The organism is Mesorhizobium sp. Root102, assembly GCF_001425625.1.
Lineage (GTDB): Bacteria > Pseudomonadota > Alphaproteobacteria > Rhizobiales > Rhizobiaceae > Mesorhizobium.
On the sequence record NZ_LMCP01000023.1, the window covers coordinates 230,036 to 251,112 of the forward strand.

Here is a 21,077-nt window from a genome sequence, read left to right on the forward strand (position 1 = left end):
AAATGACAGGAGCGTCCAAGATGACGGAAACACTTGAAGGCAAGCATATCGTCGTGACCGGCGGAACCGGTGCGCTCGGCGGTGCGGTTGTCGGCAAACTGCTGAGTGACGGCGCGATCTGCCATGTGCCCAATGCCCATGCCGCCGCACCAGCGCATTTCCCCTTCACCGCGCATGACCGTGTCAAGCTGGTGCACAATGTCGATCTCTCGGACTCCGCCAAGGTCGAGGCGTTTTACAGCCAGGTGCCAGGCTTGTGGGGCTCGATCCACCTGGCCGGTGGCTTCACCTCGGCACCTGTGGAAAAGATCGAGTCGGCGTCCTTTGCCGAGATGATGGACACCAATGCACGCACTGCCTTCCTGTGCTGCCGCGCCGCGGTCCGTTCGATGCTGTCGTCAGGCACGGCAGGCCGCATCGTCAACATCGCTGCACGGGCGGCGCTGGAACCGCGCAGGGGCGCCGGTTCGGTCGCCTACGCGGCCAGCAAGGCGGCGGTCGCGGCCATGACGGTGGCGATGGCCGAGGAACTGAAGCACAAGGGCATCCTGGTCAATGCCGTGGCCCCGTCGACGCTCGACACGCCGGCAAACCGCGCCGATATGCCGGATGCCGATGCCACCAAATGGGTCAGCCTCGAGGCCGCCGCCGAGGCCATCGCCTACCTTGCCTCGCCGGCCAATCAGGCGATGAGCGGCACGCTGGTGCCGCTTTACGGGCGGGCGTAACCTTCCAACCTTTCACGTCGGTCAAAGAAAAACCCCGCCGGATCGCTCCGGCGGGGTTTTGTTTTCGAGCCTGTGCGAAGGACTTCGCTATGCGAAGGGCTTCGCGGTGCAAAGGGCTTAGCTGCCCTGCTTCTTCAGCGCGGCACCCAGGATATCGCCCAGCGAAGCGCCGGAGTCGGTCGAACCGTACTGAGCGACGGCTTCCTTCTCTTCGGCGATTTCCAGCGCCTTGATCGAGACCTGCAGCTTGCGGGTCTTCTTGTCGAAGGCGATGACGCGAGCATCGACCTTCTGGCCGACGCTGAAGCGCTCGGGGCGCTGCTCGTCGCGGTCACGGCTCAGATCGGAGCGCTTGATGAAGGTTTCGATGCCGCTGTCGACCAGCCGCACTTCCAGACCGCCATCTTTGACGCCGATGACTTCACAGGTGACGACCGCGTTCTTGCGCAGTTCGCCCGAAGTCGCCGCTTCGCCGACCGAATCCTTGGCCAGCTGCTTGATGCCGAGCGAGATGCGCTCCTTGTCGATGTCGACGTCGAGCACCTGCGCCTTGACCATGTCGCCGCGATTGTACTCTTCGATGACCTGCTCGCCCGGACGGGTCCAGTCGAGGTCGGAAAGGTGCACCATGCCGTCCACGTCGCCTTCGAGGCCGATGAACAGGCCGAACTCGGTCTTGTTCTTGACCTCGCCCTCGACCTGGCTGCCGACCGGATGGCTCGAGGCGAAAGCCTGCCACGGATTCTCGAGCGTCTGCTTGAGGCCGAGTGAGATGCGGCGCTTGGCCGGATCGACCTCGAGCACCACCACGTCGACTTCCTGGGTCGTCGACAGGATCTTGCCGGGATGCACGTTCTTCTTCGTCCACGACATTTCCGAAACGTGGATGAGACCCTCGATGCCCGGCTCCAGCTCGACGAACGCGCCGTAGTCGGTGATGTTGGTGACGGTGCCCTTGATCTTCTTGCCGATCGGGAACTTGGTGCCGATCTCGGACCACGGATCGCTCTCGAGCTGCTTCATGCCGAGCGAGATGCGGTGGGTTTCCTGGTTGATGCGGATGATCTGCACCTTGACCGTCTGACCGATGTTGAGGATTTCGGTCGGATGGTTGACGCGGCGCCATGCCATGTCGGTGACATGCAGCAGGCCGTCGATGCCGCCGAGGTCGACGAACGCACCGTAATCGGTGATGTTCTTGACGACGCCTTCGACAACCTGGCCTTCTTCGAGGTTCTGCACGATTTCCGAACGCTGTTCGGCGCGGCTCTCCTCAAGCACGGTACGGCGCGACACCACGATGTTGCCGCGGCGGCGATCCATCTTGAGGATCTCGAAGGGCTGCGGGTTGTGCATCAGCGGGGAGACATCGCGGATCGGGCGGATATCGACCTGGCTGCGCGGCAGGAAGGCCACGGCGCCGTCGAGGTCGACCGTGAAGCCGCCCTTGACCTGGTTGAAGATGACGCCTTCGACGCGCTCACCCTTGGTGAACTTCTCTTCGAGACGGACCCAGCTCTCTTCGCGGCGGGCCTTCTCACGGCTGAGCATCGCTTCGCCAAGCGCGTTTTCGATGCGCTCGACATAGACTTCGACCGTGTCGCCGACCTTCAGCGTCGTGTCCTTGCCCTTGACGCCGAATTCCTTCAGCGGCACGCGGCCTTCGACCTTGAGGCCGACGTCGATGATGGCCATGTCTTTTTCAATGGCGGTGATGATGCCCTTGACGACCTGGCCTTCGCCGGAATGGCCGGCGGTAAAAGATTCTTCGAGCAGGCTCGCGAAATCATCGCGAGTGGGATTTGCAGCTGACATTGTTTCTCCTGGAGTGCCCCGCATCTCAAGCGGGACGGGCGCCGTGGGTTAGCGTTGCGTTGGCCTGCCGGCGTTCCGGGCTACAAAAGCCCTGGGCCGCTCTTAAGCGGCAATTTCCGGCGCATGAAGAATGCTGGCAGGCTGGTTCGTGCCCGATATGGGTATTTTCTTCGCCTCCGACAACGGAAACACGAGGGAAAACCCGGATCAGGCCTTGTCTCTCTTGGCCAGGACGTCGTCGATAACAGCCATGGCTGCGAGAAACGCGGCTTCTATAGCCATTTCGCTGGTATCAAGCAAGTGCGCGTCGGTCGCCGGCTTCAAAGGGGAGTCGGCACGGCCCATGTCGCGCTCGTCGCGGCGCACGATATCGGCGAGGATCTCGGCGAAATCAGCGGTGCCGCCGATGCTTTCGATCTCCGCCAGCCGGCGCCGCGCGCGCACCTCGGTGCTCGCCGTCACATAGAGTTTTATGTCGGCGTCAGGGCAGACGACGGTGCCGATATCGCGCCCGTCGAGCACCGCACCCGGCGGCGTCTTGGCAAAATCGCGCTGCTTTTCAACGAGGATGCGCCGCACGGTCGGATACACGGCGACCTTCGAGGCTGCCTCGCCGACCGCATGCGCTGACAGCACCGCCCGGTCGAGCTTTGCCATGTCAACCTGGCGGGCCGCGGTCTCGGCCGCCGAGACATTGTCGAGCGGCAGTGCGTGCTGGATCAGCGCATAGGCGACGGCGCGATAGGTGAGGCCGGTGTCGAGCAGGTTCAGCCGGTAATGGTCGGCGAGCCGCCGGGCAAGGGTGCCCTTGCCCGCGCCGGCGGGTCCGTCGATGGCGATGGTGAAGACGTGTGTCATTTGCAGGCCACAGGCCCCCGCGCCGTCGCTTCGCTCCAGGATGACGAAGCGAGAGATGGTAGGCGCCAATTTCCCAGGGTTGCGATTGCCACGACTAGCACCCGATCTCCGCGCCCAGCCCCGTCATCAGGCCCATGAACTCGGGAAAACTCGTCGCTATCATGGCCTGGTCGTCGATGGTAACAGGCTTTTCCGTGGCCAGCCCCATGACCAGAAAGCTCATGGCGATGCGGTGGTCGAGATGGGTCTGCACGGTCGTGTCCTGGCCGTTGGGATGGCCGCCGAGGCCCTTGCCGCCCGGTCTGCCGCGCACGGCAAGCGAAGCCTCGCCCTCGGTGCAGTCGACGCCGTTGAGATTCAGTCCGTTGGCGACGGCCGACAGCCGGTCGGATTCTTTCACCCGCAGCTCCTCCAGCCCCTGCATCAGCGTTTCGCCCTCGGCGAAGCTGGCGGCGACGGCGAGCACGGGGTACTCGTCGATCATCGACGGCGCCCGCTCGGGCGGCACGGTGACGCCCTTGAGTTCTGAGTAGCGCACGCGCAGGTCGGCGACATCCTCGCCGCCGGCATAGCGCGGGTTGAGGATGTCGATCTTGCCGCCCATCTCCTGCAGCGTCAAAAGCAGGCCGGTGCGGGTCGGGTTCATCAGCACGTTTTCGATGACAATGTCCGAACCCGGCACGATCAGTGCCGCCACCAGCGGGAAGCCGGCCGAGGACGGGTCGCCCGGTACCGCGATCGTCTGGCCGATCAGCTTGCCCTGGCCTTCGATGAAGATGTGGCGCACGCCGCGCTCGTCAGTCTCGACCGACAGATTGGCGCCGAAGCCTTTCAACATCTTTTCGGTATGGTCGCGCGTCATGACAGGTTCGATCACGGTGGTGATGCCCGGCGTGTTCAGCCCGGCGAGCAGCACCGCCGACTTCACCTGCGCCGAGGCCATCGGCACACGATAGGTGATCGGGGCGGCGTGCTTTGGTCCACGCAGCGTGATCGGCATGCGGTCGCCCGGCGTCGTCTTCAGCACCTGCACGCCCATCTGGCGCAAGGGTTCCAGCACGCGGCCCATCGGTCGGCCCGACAGCGAGGCGTCGCCGATGAAGGTGGTTTGCATGTCATAGGTGCCGACCAGGCCCATGGTCAGCCGCGAGCCGGTGCCGGCATTGCCGAAATCGAGCGGACCTTCCGGCTGCAGCAGCGCGCCATTGCCGGTGCCGCGGATCACCCATTCCGCACCGCGTTTTTCTATATGCGCACCCATCGCCTTCATGGCGGCACCCGTGCGCATCACGTCCTCGCCTTCGAGCAGGCCGGTGATGCGGGTCTCGCCGGAGGCGAGGCCGCCGAACATGAAGGAGCGGTGCGAGATCGACTTGTCGCCCGGCACGCGAGCGGTGCCGGATAGGGCCTGGGATCTGCGGGCGGTGGCCGGCTTGGGGGCGGCGGCGTGAGACATGGAATTTCCCTAGACGGAATGCCGGCGGGCCGGCGCTTTTCATTTGTTGCGGCGGTCTCGTATCACGGCGGGCCGAAATGGTCATCCCCATGGTCGTCACTTGACGCGAGGCCTTCCAATGCATGGTTTTGTGACGCCGGCTTTTCGCTTTGACAGCGCTGCAAACTGTGGTTAAGGGGACCACTCTTTTATTGACGAGGCTTGCCGTGGCAAAAACCGAACTTGGCACAAAACGTATCGACCCGGAGACGGGCCGAAAATTCTACGACCTGAACAAGGACCCGATCGTCTCGCCCTACACCGGCAAGACCTATCCGCGTTCCTATTTCGAGGAAGGCAAGATTGCCGCCCTCGAGGAGGAAGAGGAAGTGGCCGAGAAGGAAGTGGACGCCGAGGACGAAGAGGGCGTTGAGGTCGTCTCGCTCGAAGAGGCGGACGAGGACGTCAAGGCCGACGATCTTCCCGATCTCGGCGATGACGAGGACGATGTCGACCTCGGCGACGACGAGGATGACACTTTCCTTGCCGAGGAAGAGGAAGAAGATGACGACGTCGCCGACATGATCGGCGTTGGCGACGATGACGACGAGGTCTGATCGGCCTTGAAAGCGGGCGTTTGCAGGCTTTCGTGGCCCGTGAAGAAAAAGCGGCTCTCGAAGGCTTGATATCTGAGAAAGGCGGGGTTAGAAGCCGCCTGCACTAACGGCACGGTCTCTAACCCGCGCCGGATCTCTTCGCCGGAAACGGCGCCGGCTGACTGCCGGAAGTGGGGCCATAGCTCAGTTGGGAGAGCGCTTGAATGGCATTCAAGAGGTCGTCGGTTCGATCCCGATTGGCTCCACCAAACAGTCTTCCGCATCGCGGCACGTCTGTGGACGCCCGATAATACTGCGACATTTCCGTCGGTTAGCGCGCTTGTTTTCAAATTGCGTGGACGTGAGACGGTCGTTTCCGCTTCATTCCCGCGATTTTAGGAGGGCCGTCTCTGTGGCCCGCTTTCCGCGTCCACTTAAATTCCAAGATGATGGTTGGTGCATCGCGCTGATGCTTGGCCGATGCAGGGAAACCGAGCGCCCGAGGCGACGACTACTCGCCGACGGAAACACCAGGGGCCAGTGATTTATGTTGTGTGTGAGCGTGAGTGCCCGCGAACTCGAACGACAAGTGCTCGGGTAAAACGAGAGATGGAACTTCTGGATGCTAGTGGCTCAGAGCCGATTTCTGCTCTGACCATGCAAGCGGCAGATCGATCGAGCGTGCCAATCGTTGCGCCGATAAATCGATTGGCTGACTGCCTGTGAGAATCGCCTCGACAATCGTTGGCGACAGGAACGCCAGCGGCAGGATGCGGCTGATGTCGGCACGATGCACACCGCATTGTCTGGCGACCTCCGCGATGCTTCGATCCGCACCGTCGGTCAGCTTGCCCAGATAAAAATGCGCTTTCGCGATGAGGTCGACCAGGTTCGAATCTGGTGTTCGAACCTGCACATGATTGTCGATTACCAAGCGGGTCTCGACGCCGCGGCGCTTGATGGAGATTGGGAGATCGATCTCGAATAGCGATTGGCGACCATCTGCACCTTCGCTGCTCAATCCAATGTTGCTGATTGGCGGCGAACCGCCGAGCAGCATTGCGACGAGGGCCCGGCGGTCGATCTTGAAGCTAACCTTCATCGCGCCAACTTCGATTTTGCGGATAATCGCTTGAGGAGTTTGTTCTGCTGGACCGGATCTACCAGATGACTGGCCGGATCGACGCACTGAAGAAGAAGATCGATGCTCTATCGAGGGAAGCTGAGGGATCTCGGCGCTTGCAAACCATGCCCGGCGTTGGCCCCATCGCCGCACTGGCGATCGAAACCTTCGCGCCGCCGATGGAGACGTTCAGAAGCGGCCGTGACTTCGCCGCCTGGCTCGGGCTCGTTCCGTTGCAGAAATCGACCGGCGGCAAGCAACGACTAGGAAAAACCTCGAAGATGGGCCAATGCGATATTCGACGCCTGCTCATCATTGGAGCGATGGCTGTGGTTCGATGGGCGTCCCGGAAGGGCGCGCCCGAGAGCTCCTGGCTCGCGCGCATGATGGCGAAGAAGCCGCGCATGCTCGTGGCCATTGCGCTGGCCAACAAGATGGCGCGTGGCATTTGGGCCATGCTGACGAAGGAAGAGGATTACCGGAATCCGGCAACGGTGCCTGCATGAGCATTCAGCAGGACACCTGAAGCCGGTCCGTCGGAGATGTGAGGAAGGCCTGAACCGCATGGGCAAATGATCGATCAGATCGGGATTAGGAAACCAGAATGACGCACCGAGCCTCGCGCTCGCTTTCTAGATTTGGACCTGATCCGCGCATCACCATACCGGCCTGCGGCATGTCATGGCCGCAATTCAAGGCCTGACACAAGACCGCACTCGATCACGTTCAAAGGTTCAAAATCTTCCTTGCAAAACGGCTGGCATCCACACAAGAGTCATATATCTGGCCCGCTGCACTGCCCATTCATCGTTCTGTTCGAGCAGGATTGCGCCGACGAGGCGCACGATCGCATCGTCGTTCGGGAAGATTCCGACGACCTCGGTGCGCCGCTTGATCTCGCCGTTGAGACGCTCGATCGGATTCGTCGAGTGGAGCTTGGCGCGATGTTCCTTCGGGAAGGTCATGTAGGCCAGCACGTCGGGCTCGGCGTCGTCCATGATTGTCCAAAGCACGGTCGAGAATGTTCTTCGATTGTGACGCGACCCGCTGCTCTATGGCTGCCGGCTAGAACCATGAAGTGCGCCAGGAAGGGATCGGCCATGCTCACCTGCGAGGGATAAGCGGCTTTTGGTATCTGTTTCATGGTCGCCTACGACGAACTGCCGAGTTCAGCGATTGGAACGAAGATGAATTACCAGCGTTCTAAGCGGCGGTGCCAAGAACCAATCGCCATGGGAGGGGTCGGCGTTGCAGTTAGGCGGGGGTAGCGACAAGCTCGCAGAGCGTCTAGACGAACTCAGCGCACTTTACGTGCTGACGGATCGACTGTACCGGGCAAAGTCGAGCCACGAAGCTTCTGAAGCCGGTTTGGATGCCATTCGTGACGGCCTAGGGTGCCGTCGCGCTTCCATGTTGCTCTTCGATGAAGCCGGAGTGATGCGCTTCGTAGCCTGGCGGGGCTTATCCGAAAGTTACAGAAAGGCCCTTGAAGGGCACTCGCCTTGGGCCGTGGGCGGACGCAACGCCGATGCCATCTTTGTTTCGGACATCGCTGAAACGGATGAACCTGCCGCCGTCAAAGAGATGATTGCCCGCGAAGGCATCGTTGGTTTGGCGTTCATTCCATTGACAGTGCAAGGCGAAGTGGTGGGGAAATTCATGACCTACTATGAACGCAGGCATGCGTTTGCCAGCCACGAGATCGATCTCGCTACGACAATTGCCAGACAGATTGGCTTTTATCTTGAGCGGACGCGGGCAGAACAGGCCCGAAAAATTGCCGAAGAAGAGTTGCGAGGATCCGAGCAACAGTTTCGCCTTATGTCGGAACACGCTCCGGTGATGATCTGGACATGCGACGCTTTGGGCAAGTGCACAAATCTGAACATGATGCTTCGGGAGTTCTGGGGCGTCGAGACCGAGGATGTCCCGACGTTCAATTGGCACCCAACCATTCATCCAGATGATGCTGCCGAAATTGGGGCCCGGATGATGCAAGCTTTGTCTACGCAGACAGCCGCCTCGGTCCAGGGTCGCTACAGAAATCGCAAGGGGGAGTACCGCGTTCTGCTCACAACTGCTCGTCCCCACTTCTCCGCAAGTGGCATATTCCGCGGGTTGATCGGGGTAAATGTCGACGTCACGGAACGTGACCAGGCAGACATGGCGATGCGCCACAGTGAGGAACGGTTTCGATCAGCCGTAGAGGCGGCCCCAAGCGGCATGGTGATGACAGACGAGGACGGGCGCATCGTTCTCGTCAATCTTCATGCCGAAACTCTGTTTGGCTATGGGCGAGAGGAGATGGTGGGGCAAGGCATCGAGATGCTGGTCCCCGACCGCTCTCGTAGCTCCCACCCGGTTTTTCGCCAAGGGTATGGGAGTTTCCCGCAGGCACGCCCAATGGGTGCGGGCAGGGATCTCTATGCGCGACGGAAAGATGGAAAAGAGGTGCCGGTTGAGATTGGACTCAGCCCAATTCAGACGAGCGAAGGAATGATGGCGCTCGCCTCTGTGGTGGATATCAGCGAACGACGGCGGTCGGAGGCACAAAGAGAACTGCTGATGGCCGAGCTCAACCATCGTGTGAAGAACACTCTGGCGGTAGTCCAGGGTATTGCTCATCAGACGTTCAGAGGAACGCAGGCCACTGATGCTCATGCCGCGTTCGAAGGCCGTCTCATGGCCCTTTCGGCAGCGCACAACATCCTCACGCAGACCAGTTGGGAGCATGCATCATTGGACCAAATTGTTTGCGACAGCCTTCAGATTCGAGGTGCGTTCTCGAACCGGGTTTCGACAACTGGGCCTGCAATTCTGTTGCAGCCCAACCAGGCTCTTTCCCTAGCGCTCGCCTTCCATGAATTGCTGACCAACGCAGTGAAGTACGGCGCTCTTTCAAACGATGCCGGCACAATTTCCGTCGAGTGGTTTCGCACCGACGAACCCAAGCCAAGGCTCAAGCTGGTCTGGAGCGAACTCGGTGGGCCCACAGTTTCGTCTCCGACCCGGCGAGGCTTTGGCTCCCGCCTTATCGAGCGGGGCTTGGCGGCAGATCTCGAGGCCGAGGTCGCGATGGAGTTCCAACCTCAGGGCCTCGTCTGCAGGATCGATGCCCCCCTGCCAGAAGGAATACTCCCCCAATGACAACACTGTCCGGCAAGCGCGTTCTAATCGTCGAAGACGAATCCCTGATTGCCATGCTGGCCGAGGATTTTCTGATCGAGCTTGGGGCCACTGTTATCGGCCCTGCCACCTCCATCGACGATGCAATTGCGTTGATAGCAACTCAAGAAATCGACGCGGCTGTCTTGGACCTAAATATACGTGGGGAGCGGAGCGACCGCGTTGCTGACGCCCTACGGCTGCGGGACATTCCGATTGTGTGTGCCACCGGATACGGACAGGGCGCGGCAGACTTCGCGAGAGGATCCGCCATTATAGCCAAACCGTATTCTAAGGAGAAGTTGGACCATTCGTTGCGGTTCGCTCTCGGATGAGCCAGGCGGGGCTGGACTGTGCCGGGTAAGCGAGCGCGATGTTCTCGCGCAACCTTCGCTAAGATCAAACATCTAGTCTGCCGTCCCGAAGGTTGAAAATCCTGTCAAAGCGATCGAAGATCTTCTCATCGTGGGTGACGGCGATGATTGCGGCGTCGCGTTCGACGGCCACTTTGCGCAAAAGATCCATGACGATGCCGGCCCTCTTCGAATCGAGCGCCGCTGTCGGCTCATCAGCCAAAATGATGCGCGGTTTATTGGCGAGGGCCCGAGCGATCGCCACACGCTGCGCTTCGCCACCCGAGAGTTGTGCCGGCATCGAACCCCGACGGTTCCCTACTTCGAGATAGTCGAGCAGCTCCAGTGCCCGCAACCTAGCCTCACGCGGGTCGACCCCGGCCATTTGCAGAACCAGGGCCACGTTGTCGGTCGCGTCGAGAAAGGGCATCAGATTGTGGAACTGGAAGATGAATCCGATCTTGTCGAGCCGCAGACGTCTCAGGTTTGGCCGAACCCATCGGCCATCCCTTAGCACCACTTCGCCGTCTAGTTCCATGGACCCCGAGGACGGATCGAGGATGCAGCCGATGATGTTGAGCAGGGTTGTCTTGCCGGATCCCGAGGGTCCCAGCAGGGCAATGACTTCGCCTGCCTGGACGTCGAGTGATACATCGCGCAACGCATCGACGCGTGTTTCCCCCTCGCCAAAATGCTTCGACAGGTTCCTTAACCGGACAAGTGGGGGCTGGTTTGCTTTCTCGTCCGGCACGCTAACCTCCGAGCGCCGTGGCGGGATCTATCCTGAGGGCCGCGCGAACGCCGAGTGCGCTGGCCAGCAGACAGACAACGACGACGACCACGCCGAGTGCCAGGACGTTGTCAGGCTCGAGGACCACCCGACGTGGGAAATAGTCCTTGATGCTGGCGATGAGCGTGGCGCCGATTGCAAACCCGATCAAACCGAGGGCCAGCGCCTGCTGCACGATCATGCCGATGATGGTTCGGTCTGGTGCCCCGATGAGCTTCAGGGTTGCGATCTGCTTAAGCTTCTCCATCGTCATCGTGTAGATGATGAGCGCTATGACGACTGCGGAGACTGCGAGCAGAAGCGATGTGAAAAGACCGATCTGCCGACGCGCCCGGTCGACTAGCGAGCGCGTAAGGATCAGTTCCTGTGCCTCCTGCGTCACCGCCGCCAGATGCTTCCACCGCCGTACAGTCTCGGCCACGGCATCTGGCGAAGCGTTGGGATGGAGGCGGGCGATGACGGCGTTGACCGTATCGCGGCCCGTGCCCCCAGTGCCGCGCGCCAGTTGGACGCGAGCTGCGGGCGGGGCAAGGTCGAACTGGAGTTTTTGCGCGTCCTGCAGGGCTATGTAGACTACCGGATCGCCGCCGGAACTGACTTGCTGGCGGGTCGATCCGACGACGGTGAAGGTGTCACGTCCGAGGCGAACTCGATCCCTTGGTACAAGCCCTGAAGAGCGGTCGGCGACCATCTCGAAATGACTGCGGGCGATCGTGTGTCCTTCCTCGATCTCGGGTGGACCGCCCGGACGCGTCGGCTCATAGCCGATAACATAGAGCCTGAGCTTTCGGTCCTGGTATTCTGCCTCGACGGTCTGGTAGGTGATGCTGCCGGCGGCGACCACGCCGGCGATCCGGGCGATCGCCTCGCGTGTGTCGGCTGGTATACGGGAGGCCTCGGCGAACGGACCGCGTGTGTTGGCTTCGACAACCCAAAGATCGACAGCTGGCGCGCGCGCGATGGTGAGCGCCTCGACGACAAGGCCCCTATATATGCCAATCATTGCGAGGACCACGCCGAGAAGGAGGCCGAGCCCGACGCAGGTAAGCAGGAACCGGCCAAGACCGTGCCGGATATCGCGATAAGCGAGGTTCAATTTCCAACTGCCTCCGCCACGCGTGCAGAACGACCTTCCCGAAAGCCACTTGCGATCCGCGCGACGACGCTGGCGCCTTGGGGAAGTCCCGCGACGATCTCCAGTCTTGCATCTTCAGTCCGATGGCCGAAGCTGACGACGCGGGATCGCAGACGCCCAGATTCGACCGTCCAGACAGTGCCCTGCCGGCCGTCGAAACCTTGCACGGCCGCCTCGGGTACGAGCAGTGCCGTGTCGATCTTCGCAACCGTAATCCAGAACTCGACCTGCTCCCCGAGATAGACCCGCGGCGGCGGGTTATCCCCCTTGATGAAGACGCGCCGTTCCTCGGTAACCCTGTCGCTTTCAAGTCCGATTCGGACCACGCGTCCCGTGAACGCGTTCTGTGGACGCGAGCGCAGCCGCGCGTCCACGCGCTGACCTTCCTCGATGAAGCCTGCTCGCGCTTCGTCGACATGGGCAAGGCCCCAGTAGGTGTCGGCAGCTATCAACGTGAAGATCGGATCGCCGGCTTTAACCACGGTACCAATCTCCTTGTGGCGGCTAACGACTATGGCGTCGAAGGGCGCAGTCAGCCTGCGGTGACGCAGCATGGTTTCCTCGAACCGCAGTTGGGCGCCCGCATCGGCAAGTTGCGCTTGCGCGACGTCGACTTCGCTCGAAGCTACGGCGACGTCGGCTTCAGCGACGGCCTCATCCTTAAGCGCCTCCTCTGCGGACTGCCGAGACACCACGCTCTGCCCAGCAAGCGCCTGTCTGCGTGCATTTGCGTCCTTCTTCTGCGCCAGGATGGCTCGCGTCTTTCCCAAGTTGGCATTCGCCTTCTCGACGGTAGCATCGGCGACGAGCAAGGCAGCATTGGCCTTCTCCAACTTTGCCTGTTGCTCGCCCAGCGTCAGGCTTGCAAGCAGGTCGCCCTGTTTGACGCGATCACCCTCGTCGGCCTTCAGCTCCACCAGGGTCGCGCCGACCTCGAAGCCGATATCGGAACGGATCCGGGCCTCGACAGTGCCAAGCCCGAAGACACGGACGGGGACATCGTGTTCCTCCGCCACAACCTCAACGGCGACCGGGCGGTTGTTATAGAAGGCATACGCTCCAAAGCCGGCCAAAATAACTATGGCCGCGACCAGCGGGTACAGGATCGCGGGCCTGCGCAACAAGGTTGCCGCCGATGTTCGATTTCCTTGCATGTTGCAGCCTCAGGCAGGTCTCAACAGGACAATCGTCCGATAACGGCTCCGCTCACTCGTTCGCGACGTGATTGCCAAAAAGCCCGAGCGGAGGGCGTCTGAGAAAACCACGTAACCGGTCAGCCAACGATTCGAACGTTGCCTTTATATCCGTCAGGCGAGGCTACCTCTTTGATCTGCGACAAATCACGACCGCGTTTCAGCGGGACCGCATCACCCGCATTGCGGCAATTGGGCCAGACGCGCATCCTAGCCATCAAGGTCAAGATGCATCCTCCTGGCCCGTAGAATGCATGGATTGACATGAACAGTTCACCGCGACTGTCGGCACCGGGTTCGAGCGCGCTTCGATACGACACCTAGTCGGGCGCTTTGGGAAACCGGAGGAGATTCCCTGGTCTCAGCTCACCCGGCAAGCATAAGCTTCAGATAGCGGCCGATGAGGATCGTCGTGGGATAAAGGACGTCCTCCTCGGTTCGGGCATGCAGCATCAGCTTGTCGGCGAACCGAACCACATCTGGGTGTCCTTCGGCGCTCGCGGCATCTTTCAACTTAGCCAGTTCGGCGACAATGCTCTCATGTTCGACGAGCATGGTGCCGAGTTCGGCCTCCAGCCGGTCAGTCATCTGGAGCACTTCCGCCATATCCGGTTGAACCGTGCCGCGCGCTAGCCTTTTCAGGATGCCCAACGGCGGAAGCGCGTATTGCTCTTCCTTGACAAAATGGTCGTGCAGAACTCGGGCGACGGCATTTGCCGCCTCGCCCGTGCGGCCGCCCGCCTTGGTCGCCTCGACCAGCTCCGCATGCAGTTCATCGTGCTCGATCTTCAGCGTCCTGGGGATTTCCGGCAGCATTTCACTGTCCTCCTTTGGCAAGGGCGGACGCGCCCGCAAGCGCGCCCCTTTTTCTGATTGTATTCATTCCCTGTGTTCGTTTCCCAGAGCACCGGCTGCCGCCTGACGCATACCTTCGACGAATGTCACAAACCCCAGCTCGGCGCTGACGCGCTCGCGCGCGGCGGCCACCTCGGCAGGAGTTTTCGGTTCCAGTGCCGAGCTCCTCGTATGCAAAACGTGCTCGAACCGGGCATTCAGGCCATGCTGTAGCTCGTCGACCAGAATGCTCCTCACGTTACCCATGTCGCCACTCGCAATCGCCTTCTCGGCCACGGGAATCGCGGGACCAAAATCCATTCCCGCGGGCTTCAGGCCGGTGTAAGCGGCGCCTTCTCCTGCGCGGTGCAAACGGACCGCCGTTTCCATGAATGTCCTGTCGGCAAACCCTTTCGCCTCTGATCCGAGCCCTCGGACCTTTAGCGCCTGTCCGAAGTGCGCTTCGATCTCTGCCTCGGCCGTCGCTGGCGCATAGGGCAGAATGAGCCCGACATTGCCGGTGTCGAGCGCCTTGAGGGCTGCCTGCGCCACCGGCCCATCGATGGAATCGCAATGGGCAAATGCACTCTGTGTCCCGAACAGCAATCCAGCCGCGAGGGTGGTGGCTGCAAGCAGTTTGATCCTGATCATAGTCTAGTCTCCTTATTCAGTTCACGATTTCCGCGAATATATGGTCTGAACCCGGTCGCGTTCAGCGACGTAAGTCGCACAGGATGGATTTTTCGAACGTCACCGAGCAGGAGTGAGTTTCAGATGGCAGGAATGCAGGATCTGAGTGCAGCCATCGAGCGGGCGCCCATCTTTCTCGGTCTGGACAAGCACGTTCTGGCCCGGATCGCCCGGATCATGCGTCCACAGCGCAACGGGGCTGGCAGGCAGGTTCTTGTTGAAGGAGAGCCGTGCACGGGCCTATTCTTGGTAGTCGAGGGGCAAATCCGGCTAATCAAAAGCACTGCGGAGGGCCGCGATCAGGTGCTTGGGATCCTTGGTCCCGGAGCCACCTTTAATGAGATTGCGGTTTTTGACGGCGGTCCGAATCCTTTCGGTGCCGTCTCCGTAGGCGCTGCTTTTCTCGGCTTCCTGCCAAAGAGCGACATGATACGGCTCCTTGACCAACATCCCGAGGTCGCGCGGGCGGCACTGAAGATTCTATCCTCCCGCCAGAGATCCCTTGGATCAATGGTCGAGGATCTCGCGCTACGCGACGTTACCGTCCGAGTCGCCCGTTTGCTGCTGGGATGCGTAGGCCATCATGGGCATATTATCGAAAGTGCCGAGACCGCATGCGAGCACATAACGCATCAGGAGATCGCTTCGATGGTAGGCTCTGTGCGGGAGGTCGCGCAGCGCGCGCTCAAGCAACTGGAGCGAGACGGCGCCATCTCGCTCCAGCGTAGCCGTGTCTGTGTCCGCGACGTCTCGAAGTTGAAGGCTTGGGCCGGAGGCGCTGGGAATGCCGGTGTCGAATGAGGATCTTCGTCGAACTTCCCTGGCTGCAATCAACTGCGGACGCGCATGCGAAAGGGAGCCGTCGCCGCGACCCGGTGCAAACCCGCCCCGCGCACTCAAGCATCGCCAGGCGGGCACCGCTACGCGCAACGCCATCTGATCGAACGATATTTCTCAAAACTCAAGCAGTTCCGGTGCGCGACGACCCGCTTCGAGAAAACAGCCAAACATTACCCTACTATCGTCACGCTCGCCGCAACAATCCTATGGCTCAGATAAGTGTCTACCCTTCCTAGGGTTTGTCCTCCTCATCGAGCAAGATGCGCTCCGCCGCGCCGTCGAGATCTTCGTATTGGCCTGCTCGGAGCGACCACATGAAAGCCGCGAGACCGACCAGCCCGAGCAGGATAGCGACGGGGACGAGGACAACAAGATAGTTCATCGACCGGCGACCGCTGCCGCCCGCGTCAAAACCGGCGCGTGAGGGTTGTCGTTAGATCGAGAAATCGAAGCCTGATGAAGCCGCATGGCGTTCGCCACGACGAGCACTGACGAGAGGGACATCGCAACTGCCGCCAGGAGCGGCGTAACCAAGCCACTGACGGCGAATGGCACGGCAAGCGCATTGTAGGCGACCGCGAGCACAAAGTTCTCGCGCACCAAGCTTCTTGCCTTCCGGGCGATGTCGAGCGCCGTCGCAACAGCCGAAAGGTTCTCGTGCAGGAACACGAAGTCGGCGGCGCTACGGCCGATGTCTGCGGCGGCGGCGGGCGCCATCGAAACATGAGCGGCCGCCAACGCCGGGACATCGTTAAGCCCGTCACCGACCATGAGCACCTTACGGCCCGCTGCGGCGAATTCTCGGATACGGGCAAGTTTTTCCGACGGCAGCAGTTCGCCTGCCGATTGGCTGACGTCGAGTTCCGCTGCCAGCCTCTCGACTGTTTCGGCGCGGTCACCTGAGTGTATCTCGACTGGAAGATCCAGCCGGTGCAGATGCCGCACAACCTCCTTGGCGCCTGGGCGAACGCGGTCTTCTATCTCGAACGTTGCGAGCATGGAGCCGTCGCTGGTCAGCACGACGACAGACCTGCCTTCCGCAACCGTATATTCCAAGCGTCCGTCGGCGAGTGCCCAGGCGGGCCGGCCGAGGCGAAAGAGCCTGCCTTCCATACGGCCCTCGATCCCCAAACCAGCTGTCTCGCGAACTTCCTCGAAGAGAGCCGCGCTCCCTGCCGTTCCGGCAGCGGCGATCGCACGGGCGGCAGGATGCCTCGACCCGGCCGCAAGGGCGGCCGCGATTGACAGTGCCGCTTGCGGGATCGTGCCGGAATTAACGACGCGCGGCCTGCCCAGAGTAAGCACGCCGGTCTTGTCGAACAGGACGGTGTCGATCTCGGCTAGACGCTCCAGCCCCGAACCGTCCTTGACCATGACACCTAGCTCGAACAGCCGCCGCGCCGCCATCACCTGGACGATCGGCACCGCGAGGCCGAGCGCGCATGGACAGGTGATGATGAGAACCGAGATCGCCACCGTAACGGACATGTGCCAGTCGCCGGTCGAAAAGAGCCAGCCGGCGAACGAAAGCGCGGCGATCGTGTGCACGACCGGCGAATAGAGCGCGGCGGCGCGATCGGCCAGCCGCCGATAGCGCGCCCGGCCGCCTTCGGCGACCTCCATCAGCCGGACCATTTCAGCAAGAAAAGAATTCTCAGTGCGCGCTGTGGTTCTGACGGTGAGTGGACCGGTAAGATTCATGACGCCTGCCTGAACTTCGCTCCCCGGCGTTGCCGGGCTCGACACGCTTTCGCCAGAAACCAGCGACCGGTCGAGGTCGGAGCATCCCGTTTCCACCACGCCGTCGAGCGGAATACGGTCGCCCGGGGCGACGAACAGAAGGGCGCCTGGCTCGATTTCGGCCAACGGCATGTAACGGCGCGTTCCGTCCGTCTCGATCAGCGTCGCGCCGGCAGGGACGAGACGCGCGAGCCCGGCGACGGCAGACCGCGCTCTTTCCCGCATCAGATGGTCAAGCGTGCGACCGATCAGCAGGAAAAACAACAGGGTTGTGGCGGCGTCGAAATAAGCGTGCTTGGCGCCCTGCACGGTGTCGTAGAGGCTGAGGCCAAAAGCCAGCGTCACGCCGATCGAGATGGGGACGTCCATGTTGGTGCGACCATGGCGCAAAGCTCTCCAGGCCGAAGCATAGAAAATGTTGCCACTGTAAAGGATGGCGGGCAGCGCCAGCATGGCGGAAATTATGTGGAACGCCTGCCGGGTCCCCTCGTCGGCGCCAAGCCAGACGGATACGGAAAGCAGCATGATGTTCATGGCGCAGAAGCCGGAGAGCGCCAGAGCTTTGAGAAGACGCGACAACTGGCGATCGGTCCTGTCGGCCTCGAAGGAATGAAGATGCGCCGGATAACCGATCCTCTCCAACGCGCCCGACATGTCGGGCGCGACATCCGCAACCGCCCGCCAGCGGACCACAACCCGCCTGGTGGACAGGTTGACGCGCGCGCTGGTCACGCCCTCCAGGGCGGAAAGCGTCTTCTCCACGGCAGTGATGCAGGCGCCACAATGGATGCCAGGAACAGAAAGATCGGTCTGGCGGATACCGTCGCCGAGATCGCGGCTCGACAGGAGAATTTCCTCGGGCGCGATCGGTGGCGGCGGTTCGAATTCGAGCCTGGCCTCGGCGGGCGAGCAGCAGGACATTACTGTCGCCTTGTCAACGCATTGCCTTGTACGCGTGCCAAGTGGCATGGCCGAGTAACGGGAAGATGACGATCAGAGCGAGGAAGCCGGTCCCCACGCTCAGCCCGAACAGCACCAGCACCACCAGGCCCCAAACGAGCATCGGCAGGATGTTGTTCCACACCATCGCCATGCTGGTTGCCATGGCGGTCAGTGCGTCGATTGGCCGGTCAAGCAGCATCGGGATGGAAAAGACGCTGATGGCGAAGCCGAAGGCGGCAAACAGGCCGCCGATCGCGCCGCCGACCACCAGCATGGCAACCCCCGTTGGCGTGGTGACGATCAACTGCGTTATATGGTCGAGGCCTGGAAACGGCCGCAAGCCGAAGAAAAGCGCATATATCAGCACGGCGGCCCGCATCCACAAGAGCATGAGCAGGCAAAGCAGCAACCCGGTGAAAAAGATCTGGGCGCCGGCCCGCCGCCATCCATGCAGCATCGATCCAAGGCTCGGTGTTCCGCCGGCCTCGAGAACGCGACTCTTCTCGTACAGCCCAACCGCCGCTACCGGCCCGACGATCATAAACCCGGCGAGCGCCGGGAACAGGATATAGTCCCATCCGAAAGCGAACAGCGTCCAGACAAATACCGCCGAGACGGCAAAGACGACAAAGCCGTAGGCGAGGCTCGGGCCCGGTCGCATCCAAAGATCGCTCCAGCCGGCCGCCAGCCATGACAGGCAGGCGCCTGCTGGCAGGTTGCGCTGGCGGGCCGGATTGCGCGTTTCCTCGATACCGGAAAGTTGCGTCAGCAGGCCATAGGGGCGTTCCGTGTCACTCATAATTCACTCCTGAAACCTCAGCAGTCCGACTGCGCCGCGCGATAGACCCCGCTTCCGTGCAGCGGTTCCTTCAGATGCGCCACGCAGCCGGGCTGGGAGGTCATAGCCACATAGACGAGATGAGCGTTGGCGCCACAGAAGATCGCGACGCCTGCGCCGACCAGCACCCATACGATCCAGTAAACCGGCTTTCTGCCGCCCGCTCGATCACTCATAGCAACGCCGCACTCACGGATTTTCCACGCCTAACGAATGCACGTACAGGGCGAGAATCTTAATGTCGGTGGATGATAGACGCTTGCCCCAGGTCGGCATATGTCCCTGACGTCCGCCGTGAATGGTTGCCACGATAGTCTCGATATCTCCGCCGTAGATCCAGTATTTGTCGGTCAGGTTCGGCGCACCGACATCGGCGTTTCCTTTAGCGTTCTCACCATGGCAGGCCGCGCAGGTTGTCAGGAATACCTGGCGCCCGGCATCGATAGTATCGACGTTTTCGGGTGTGGCGTCGTCCGGATTGCTCAGTGAATGGACGTAGACGGCGACATTGTTCAGTTGCACTGGATCCAGCATCTCGTCACGGCCGAAGGCGGGCATTTGCGAGACACGGCTGTCGGCATGCGCGCTGTTGACGCCCACGCTGATCGTCTGGGCAATCGTTTCCGGTCCACCGCCCCAGATCCAGTCGTGGTCGGCGAGGTCGGGATAATTGCTGCCGCCGCGTCCGTCTCGTCCGTGGCAGGCGGCACAGTTGTCGCCGAACAGGCGGTGGCCGGTCTCCTGGACGATTTTCATCAGTTTCGGATCGGCTTGGATTTCATCATAGTTCTTCTTCTCAATCGCCTCGACCCACGGCGCGCGCGCCGCGTTCGCCTCGACCAGCCTTTCGGCGACCATCTTGTGCTGGTCGGTATCGAGCAGCCCGTGCGTGTAGGTGGTGCCGAGCGGCCAGGTGGGCATCAGGAACCACCAGAGCACGGCAAAGACGTGGGTGACGATCAGGAAGATCAGCACACCCCGCGGCACGGGCGTGTCGAGCTCGGTGATGCCGTTCCATTCGTGCCCAGTGGTTTCGCGCCCGCTTACCGGATCGATCTCCTCTACCGCCATGGCCTGTCATCCTGCTCGAGAATATCCTTCTTGGCCGCGTTGAAGCGCGCGCGATTGGCGGGCCGGTAAGCGTAGATGACGACCGCCACCGCGAAGGCGATCAGATAAAACAGCCCCCAGCTCTTGGCGAGCGCGACAAGCGTATCGTGGCTCACATCCATGGTTCGCTCCTCAACCCCCGTTGCCGCCGACTTGGGGCGCGCCAGCCGCCTGCTCGCGGCTTGCCGCATCCGTCAGACGTCCGAGTACCTGCAGATATGCCACCAGCGCGTCCATCTCCGTGACTTCCGTCGTTACGCCGTCGAATGCACTCACATCGGTCGCTTCGCCATAGCGCTTGACGACGCCCGTGGCGAAATCGCTGTCCGGCGTCGCCTGTCCGTAAGCGTCGCGCGCGGCATTGGCGATCATATCATCGGTGTAGGGCACGCCCAGTTCGCGCAGCACCGCCAGATGTTGGCCCAGATCGTCCATCTCAAGGGGTGTGCGCTCCAGAAACGCATAGGCCGGCATGTTGGATTCGGGCACCACGCTGCGCGGGTTGGTCAGGTGCGCGACTTGCCAGAAGTCGGAATACTTGCCGCCAACGCGAGCGAGATCGGGGCCGGTGCGTTTCGATCCCCACAGCATCGGATGGTCGTATTTGGATTCGACCGCGAGCGAATAGGGACCGTAGCGCTCGACATCGTCGCGCAGCGTGCGGATCATCTGGCTGTGACAGGCATAGCAGCCTTCGCGCTCGTAGATGTTACGGCCGGCCAGTTCGAGCGGCGTGTAGACACGCATGTCCGGCGCGTCCTCGACCGTCTGGTGAATGGTAAAGAGTGGCGCGATCTCGACGATACCGCCGACGCTGGCCGCGGCAATGATCGCCAGCACCAAGCCGATTGCCGTTCGTTCGAGCTTGCGGTGGAACAGTTCAGGCATCGGT

General features: G+C 61.6%; 21 protein-coding genes, 1 tRNA gene and 3 pseudogenes. 8 read left to right on the top strand and 17 right to left on the bottom strand.

Annotated features, from left to right (window positions below; translation table 11 throughout):
- Positions 1–20: 20 nt before the first annotated feature.
- Complete coding sequence (locus tag ASD12_RS19695) at positions 21–728, top strand: SDR family NAD(P)-dependent oxidoreductase (protein WP_056589688.1); 708 nt, start codon at positions 21–23, stop codon at positions 726–728.
- Positions 729–845: 117 nt separating this feature from the next.
- Here the strand turns inward: ASD12_RS19695 and rpsA are convergent, their stop codons facing one another.
- The 3 genes from rpsA to aroA all read right to left on the bottom strand — a co-directional run bounded on the left by rpsA (position 846) and on the right by aroA (position 4,857).
- Positions 846–2,543, bottom strand: coding sequence for a 30S ribosomal protein S1 (gene rpsA / locus ASD12_RS19700; RefSeq protein WP_056589690.1), 1,698 nt, complete (start codon positions 2,541–2,543; stop codon positions 846–848).
- 207 nt (positions 2,544–2,750) lie between these two features.
- Positions 2,751–3,401: a (d)CMP kinase gene (cmk, locus tag ASD12_RS19705; RefSeq protein ID WP_056589694.1), complete on the bottom strand. Its 651-nt coding sequence runs from the start codon at positions 3,399–3,401 to the stop codon at positions 2,751–2,753.
- Positions 3,402–3,495: 94 nt separating this feature from the next.
- Positions 3,496–4,857, bottom strand: a complete 1,362-nt coding sequence (gene aroA, locus ASD12_RS19710) for a 3-phosphoshikimate 1-carboxyvinyltransferase (RefSeq protein ID WP_056589697.1) — start codon at positions 4,855–4,857, stop codon at positions 3,496–3,498.
- 206 nt (positions 4,858–5,063) lie between these two features.
- Here aroA and ASD12_RS19715 point away from each other — a divergent pair, with 206 nt between their 5' ends.
- Both ASD12_RS19715 and ASD12_RS19720 read left to right on the top strand, forming a co-directional pair.
- Entirely contained in the window at positions 5,064–5,453 is a 390-nt protein-coding gene (locus ASD12_RS19715; protein ID WP_056590146.1) for a TIGR02300 family protein, read from the top strand.
- Positions 5,454–5,625: 172 nt separating this feature from the next.
- Positions 5,626–5,701 (top strand) — tRNA-Ala (locus ASD12_RS19720).
- Between the two features lie 356 nt (positions 5,702–6,057).
- Here ASD12_RS19720 and ASD12_RS19725 read toward each other — a convergent pair.
- The gene (locus ASD12_RS19725; protein WP_056589700.1) at positions 6,058–6,534 is read right to left on the bottom strand and encodes a hypothetical protein; all 477 of its coding nucleotides are present in this window, start codon (positions 6,532–6,534) and stop codon (positions 6,058–6,060) included.
- A gap of 65 nt (positions 6,535–6,599) precedes the next feature.
- Between ASD12_RS19725 and ASD12_RS19730 the strand changes: the two are divergent.
- Positions 6,600–7,061 (top strand): annotated as a pseudogene (locus ASD12_RS19730) (transposase); the annotation flags it as partial.
- 173 nt (positions 7,062–7,234) lie between these two features.
- Here ASD12_RS19730 and ASD12_RS19735 read toward each other — a convergent pair.
- Positions 7,235–7,556: pseudogene (locus tag ASD12_RS19735) on the bottom strand (transposase); the annotation flags it as partial.
- A gap of 310 nt (positions 7,557–7,866) precedes the next feature.
- On the opposite strand from ASD12_RS19735, the gene ASD12_RS19740 reads away from it, so the two are divergent.
- On the top strand, positions 7,867–9,702 hold the full coding sequence (locus ASD12_RS19740; RefSeq protein ID WP_244482916.1) for a PAS domain S-box protein: 1,836 nt from the start codon (positions 7,867–7,869) through the stop codon (positions 9,700–9,702).
- Complete coding sequence (locus ASD12_RS19745; protein ID WP_056589709.1) at positions 9,699–10,055, top strand: response regulator; 357 nt, start codon at positions 9,699–9,701, stop codon at positions 10,053–10,055. The genes ASD12_RS19740 and ASD12_RS19745 overlap by 4 nt, the downstream gene beginning before the upstream one ends.
- A 64-nt stretch (positions 10,056–10,119) precedes the next feature.
- On the opposite strand, the gene ASD12_RS19750 is transcribed toward ASD12_RS19745, so the two are convergent.
- The 5 genes from ASD12_RS19750 to ASD12_RS19770 form a co-directional block, all read right to left on the bottom strand.
- Positions 10,120–10,824: an ABC transporter ATP-binding protein gene (locus ASD12_RS19750; RefSeq protein WP_056589712.1), complete on the bottom strand. Its 705-nt coding sequence runs from the start codon at positions 10,822–10,824 to the stop codon at positions 10,120–10,122.
- 1 nt (position 10,825) lies between these two features.
- Positions 10,826–11,959: an ABC transporter permease gene (locus tag ASD12_RS19755; protein ID WP_056589715.1), complete on the bottom strand. Its 1,134-nt coding sequence runs from the start codon at positions 11,957–11,959 to the stop codon at positions 10,826–10,828.
- Positions 11,956–13,152: an efflux RND transporter periplasmic adaptor subunit gene (locus ASD12_RS19760; RefSeq protein ID WP_056589717.1), complete on the bottom strand. Its 1,197-nt coding sequence runs from the start codon at positions 13,150–13,152 to the stop codon at positions 11,956–11,958. Before ASD12_RS19760 ends, ASD12_RS19755 begins: the two co-directional genes overlap by 4 nt.
- A 405-nt stretch (positions 13,153–13,557) precedes the next feature.
- Entirely contained in the window at positions 13,558–14,007 is a 450-nt protein-coding gene (locus ASD12_RS19765) for a hemerythrin domain-containing protein (protein WP_056589719.1), read from the bottom strand.
- 63 nt (positions 14,008–14,070) lie between these two features.
- Positions 14,071–14,676, bottom strand: a complete 606-nt coding sequence (locus tag ASD12_RS19770; protein ID WP_244482904.1) for a DUF6448 family protein — start codon at positions 14,674–14,676, stop codon at positions 14,071–14,073.
- 123 nt (positions 14,677–14,799) lie between these two features.
- Between ASD12_RS19770 and ASD12_RS34210 the strand changes: the two genes are divergently transcribed.
- Both ASD12_RS34210 and ASD12_RS34215 read left to right on the top strand, forming a co-directional pair.
- Positions 14,800–15,516 (top strand): Crp/Fnr family transcriptional regulator, encoded by a 717-nt coding sequence (locus ASD12_RS34210; RefSeq protein ID WP_056589721.1) that lies wholly within the window; start codon positions 14,800–14,802, stop codon positions 15,514–15,516.
- A gap of 114 nt (positions 15,517–15,630) precedes the next feature.
- Positions 15,631–15,774: pseudogene (locus ASD12_RS34215) on the top strand (IS5/IS1182 family transposase); the annotation flags it as partial.
- 13 nt (positions 15,775–15,787) lie between these two features.
- Here ASD12_RS34215 and ccoS read toward each other — a convergent pair.
- The 7 genes from ccoS to ccoO are packed head-to-tail and all read right to left on the bottom strand — an operon-like array spanning position 15,788 to position 21,073.
- Positions 15,788–15,937 carry a cbb3-type cytochrome oxidase assembly protein CcoS gene (gene ccoS, locus ASD12_RS19780; protein ID WP_056589723.1) on the bottom strand — a complete coding sequence of 50 codons (150 nt, stop codon included), beginning with the start codon at positions 15,935–15,937 and terminating at the stop codon, positions 15,788–15,790.
- On the bottom strand, positions 15,934–18,216 hold the full coding sequence (locus ASD12_RS19785) for a heavy metal translocating P-type ATPase (RefSeq protein WP_056589726.1): 2,283 nt from the start codon (positions 18,214–18,216) through the stop codon (positions 15,934–15,936). The genes ccoS and ASD12_RS19785 overlap by 4 nt, the downstream gene beginning before the upstream one ends.
- Before the next feature lie 13 nt (positions 18,217–18,229).
- The gene (locus ASD12_RS19790) at positions 18,230–19,036 is read right to left on the bottom strand and encodes a DUF2189 domain-containing protein (RefSeq protein ID WP_056589729.1); all 807 of its coding nucleotides are present in this window, start codon (positions 19,034–19,036) and stop codon (positions 18,230–18,232) included.
- A gap of 17 nt (positions 19,037–19,053) precedes the next feature.
- Positions 19,054–19,251 carry a hypothetical protein gene (locus ASD12_RS19795; RefSeq protein WP_056589732.1) on the bottom strand — a complete coding sequence of 66 codons (198 nt, stop codon included), beginning with the start codon at positions 19,249–19,251 and terminating at the stop codon, positions 19,054–19,056.
- Positions 19,252–19,264: 13 nt separating this feature from the next.
- The gene (ccoP, locus tag ASD12_RS19800) at positions 19,265–20,146 is read right to left on the bottom strand and encodes a cytochrome-c oxidase, cbb3-type subunit III (protein WP_056589734.1); all 882 of its coding nucleotides are present in this window, start codon (positions 20,144–20,146) and stop codon (positions 19,265–19,267) included.
- Positions 20,137–20,307, bottom strand: coding sequence for a CcoQ/FixQ family Cbb3-type cytochrome c oxidase assembly chaperone (locus ASD12_RS19805; RefSeq protein WP_056589737.1), 171 nt, complete (start codon positions 20,305–20,307; stop codon positions 20,137–20,139). The genes ccoP and ASD12_RS19805 overlap by 10 nt, the downstream gene beginning before the upstream one ends.
- A 10-nt stretch (positions 20,308–20,317) precedes the next feature.
- Entirely contained in the window at positions 20,318–21,073 is a 756-nt protein-coding gene (gene ccoO / locus ASD12_RS19810; RefSeq protein WP_056589740.1) for a cytochrome-c oxidase, cbb3-type subunit II, read from the bottom strand.
- Between the last annotated feature and the right edge of the window lie 4 nt (positions 21,074–21,077).

What these genes read in the sequence shown, in the direction of transcription:
- cmk (WP_056589694.1), bottom strand. Translation starts at nt 3,401, where the DNA reads ATGACACACGTCTTCACCATCGCCATCGACGGACCCGCCGGCGCGGGC.
- ASD12_RS19795 (WP_056589732.1), bottom strand. Translation starts at nt 19,251, where the DNA reads ATGAGTGATCGAGCGGGCGGCAGAAAGCCGGTTTACTGGATCGTATGG.
- ASD12_RS19725 (WP_056589700.1), bottom strand. Translation starts at nt 6,534, where the DNA reads ATGAAGGTTAGCTTCAAGATCGACCGCCGGGCCCTCGTCGCAATGCTG.
- ASD12_RS19745 (WP_056589709.1), top strand. Translation starts at nt 9,699, where the DNA reads ATGACAACACTGTCCGGCAAGCGCGTTCTAATCGTCGAAGACGAATCC.
- ASD12_RS19765 (WP_056589719.1), bottom strand. Translation starts at nt 14,007, where the DNA reads ATGCTGCCGGAAATCCCCAGGACGCTGAAGATCGAGCACGATGAACTG.
- ASD12_RS19695 (WP_056589688.1), top strand. Translation starts at nt 21, where the DNA reads ATGACGGAAACACTTGAAGGCAAGCATATCGTCGTGACCGGCGGAACC.
- ASD12_RS19790 (WP_056589729.1), bottom strand. Translation starts at nt 19,036, where the DNA reads ATGAGTGACACGGAACGCCCCTATGGCCTGCTGACGCAACTTTCCGGT.
- ccoP (WP_056589734.1), bottom strand. Translation starts at nt 20,146, where the DNA reads ATGGCGGTAGAGGAGATCGATCCGGTAAGCGGGCGCGAAACCACTGGG.
- ASD12_RS19805 (WP_056589737.1), bottom strand. Translation starts at nt 20,307, where the DNA reads ATGGATGTGAGCCACGATACGCTTGTCGCGCTCGCCAAGAGCTGGGGG.
- ASD12_RS19770 (WP_244482904.1), bottom strand. Translation starts at nt 14,676, where the DNA reads ATGATCAGGATCAAACTGCTTGCAGCCACCACCCTCGCGGCTGGATTG.
- ccoO (WP_056589740.1), bottom strand. Translation starts at nt 21,073, where the DNA reads ATGCCTGAACTGTTCCACCGCAAGCTCGAACGAACGGCAATCGGCTTG.
- rpsA (WP_056589690.1), bottom strand. Translation starts at nt 2,543, where the DNA reads ATGTCAGCTGCAAATCCCACTCGCGATGATTTCGCGAGCCTGCTCGAA.
- aroA (WP_056589697.1), bottom strand. Translation starts at nt 4,857, where the DNA reads ATGTCTCACGCCGCCGCCCCCAAGCCGGCCACCGCCCGCAGATCCCAG.
- ASD12_RS34210 (WP_056589721.1), top strand. Translation starts at nt 14,800, where the DNA reads ATGGCAGGAATGCAGGATCTGAGTGCAGCCATCGAGCGGGCGCCCATC.
- ccoS (WP_056589723.1), bottom strand. Translation starts at nt 15,937, where the DNA reads ATGAACTATCTTGTTGTCCTCGTCCCCGTCGCTATCCTGCTCGGGCTG.
- ASD12_RS19785 (WP_056589726.1), bottom strand. Translation starts at nt 18,216, where the DNA reads ATGTCCTGCTGCTCGCCCGCCGAGGCCAGGCTCGAATTCGAACCGCCG.
- ASD12_RS19760 (WP_056589717.1), bottom strand. Translation starts at nt 13,152, where the DNA reads ATGCAAGGAAATCGAACATCGGCGGCAACCTTGTTGCGCAGGCCCGCG.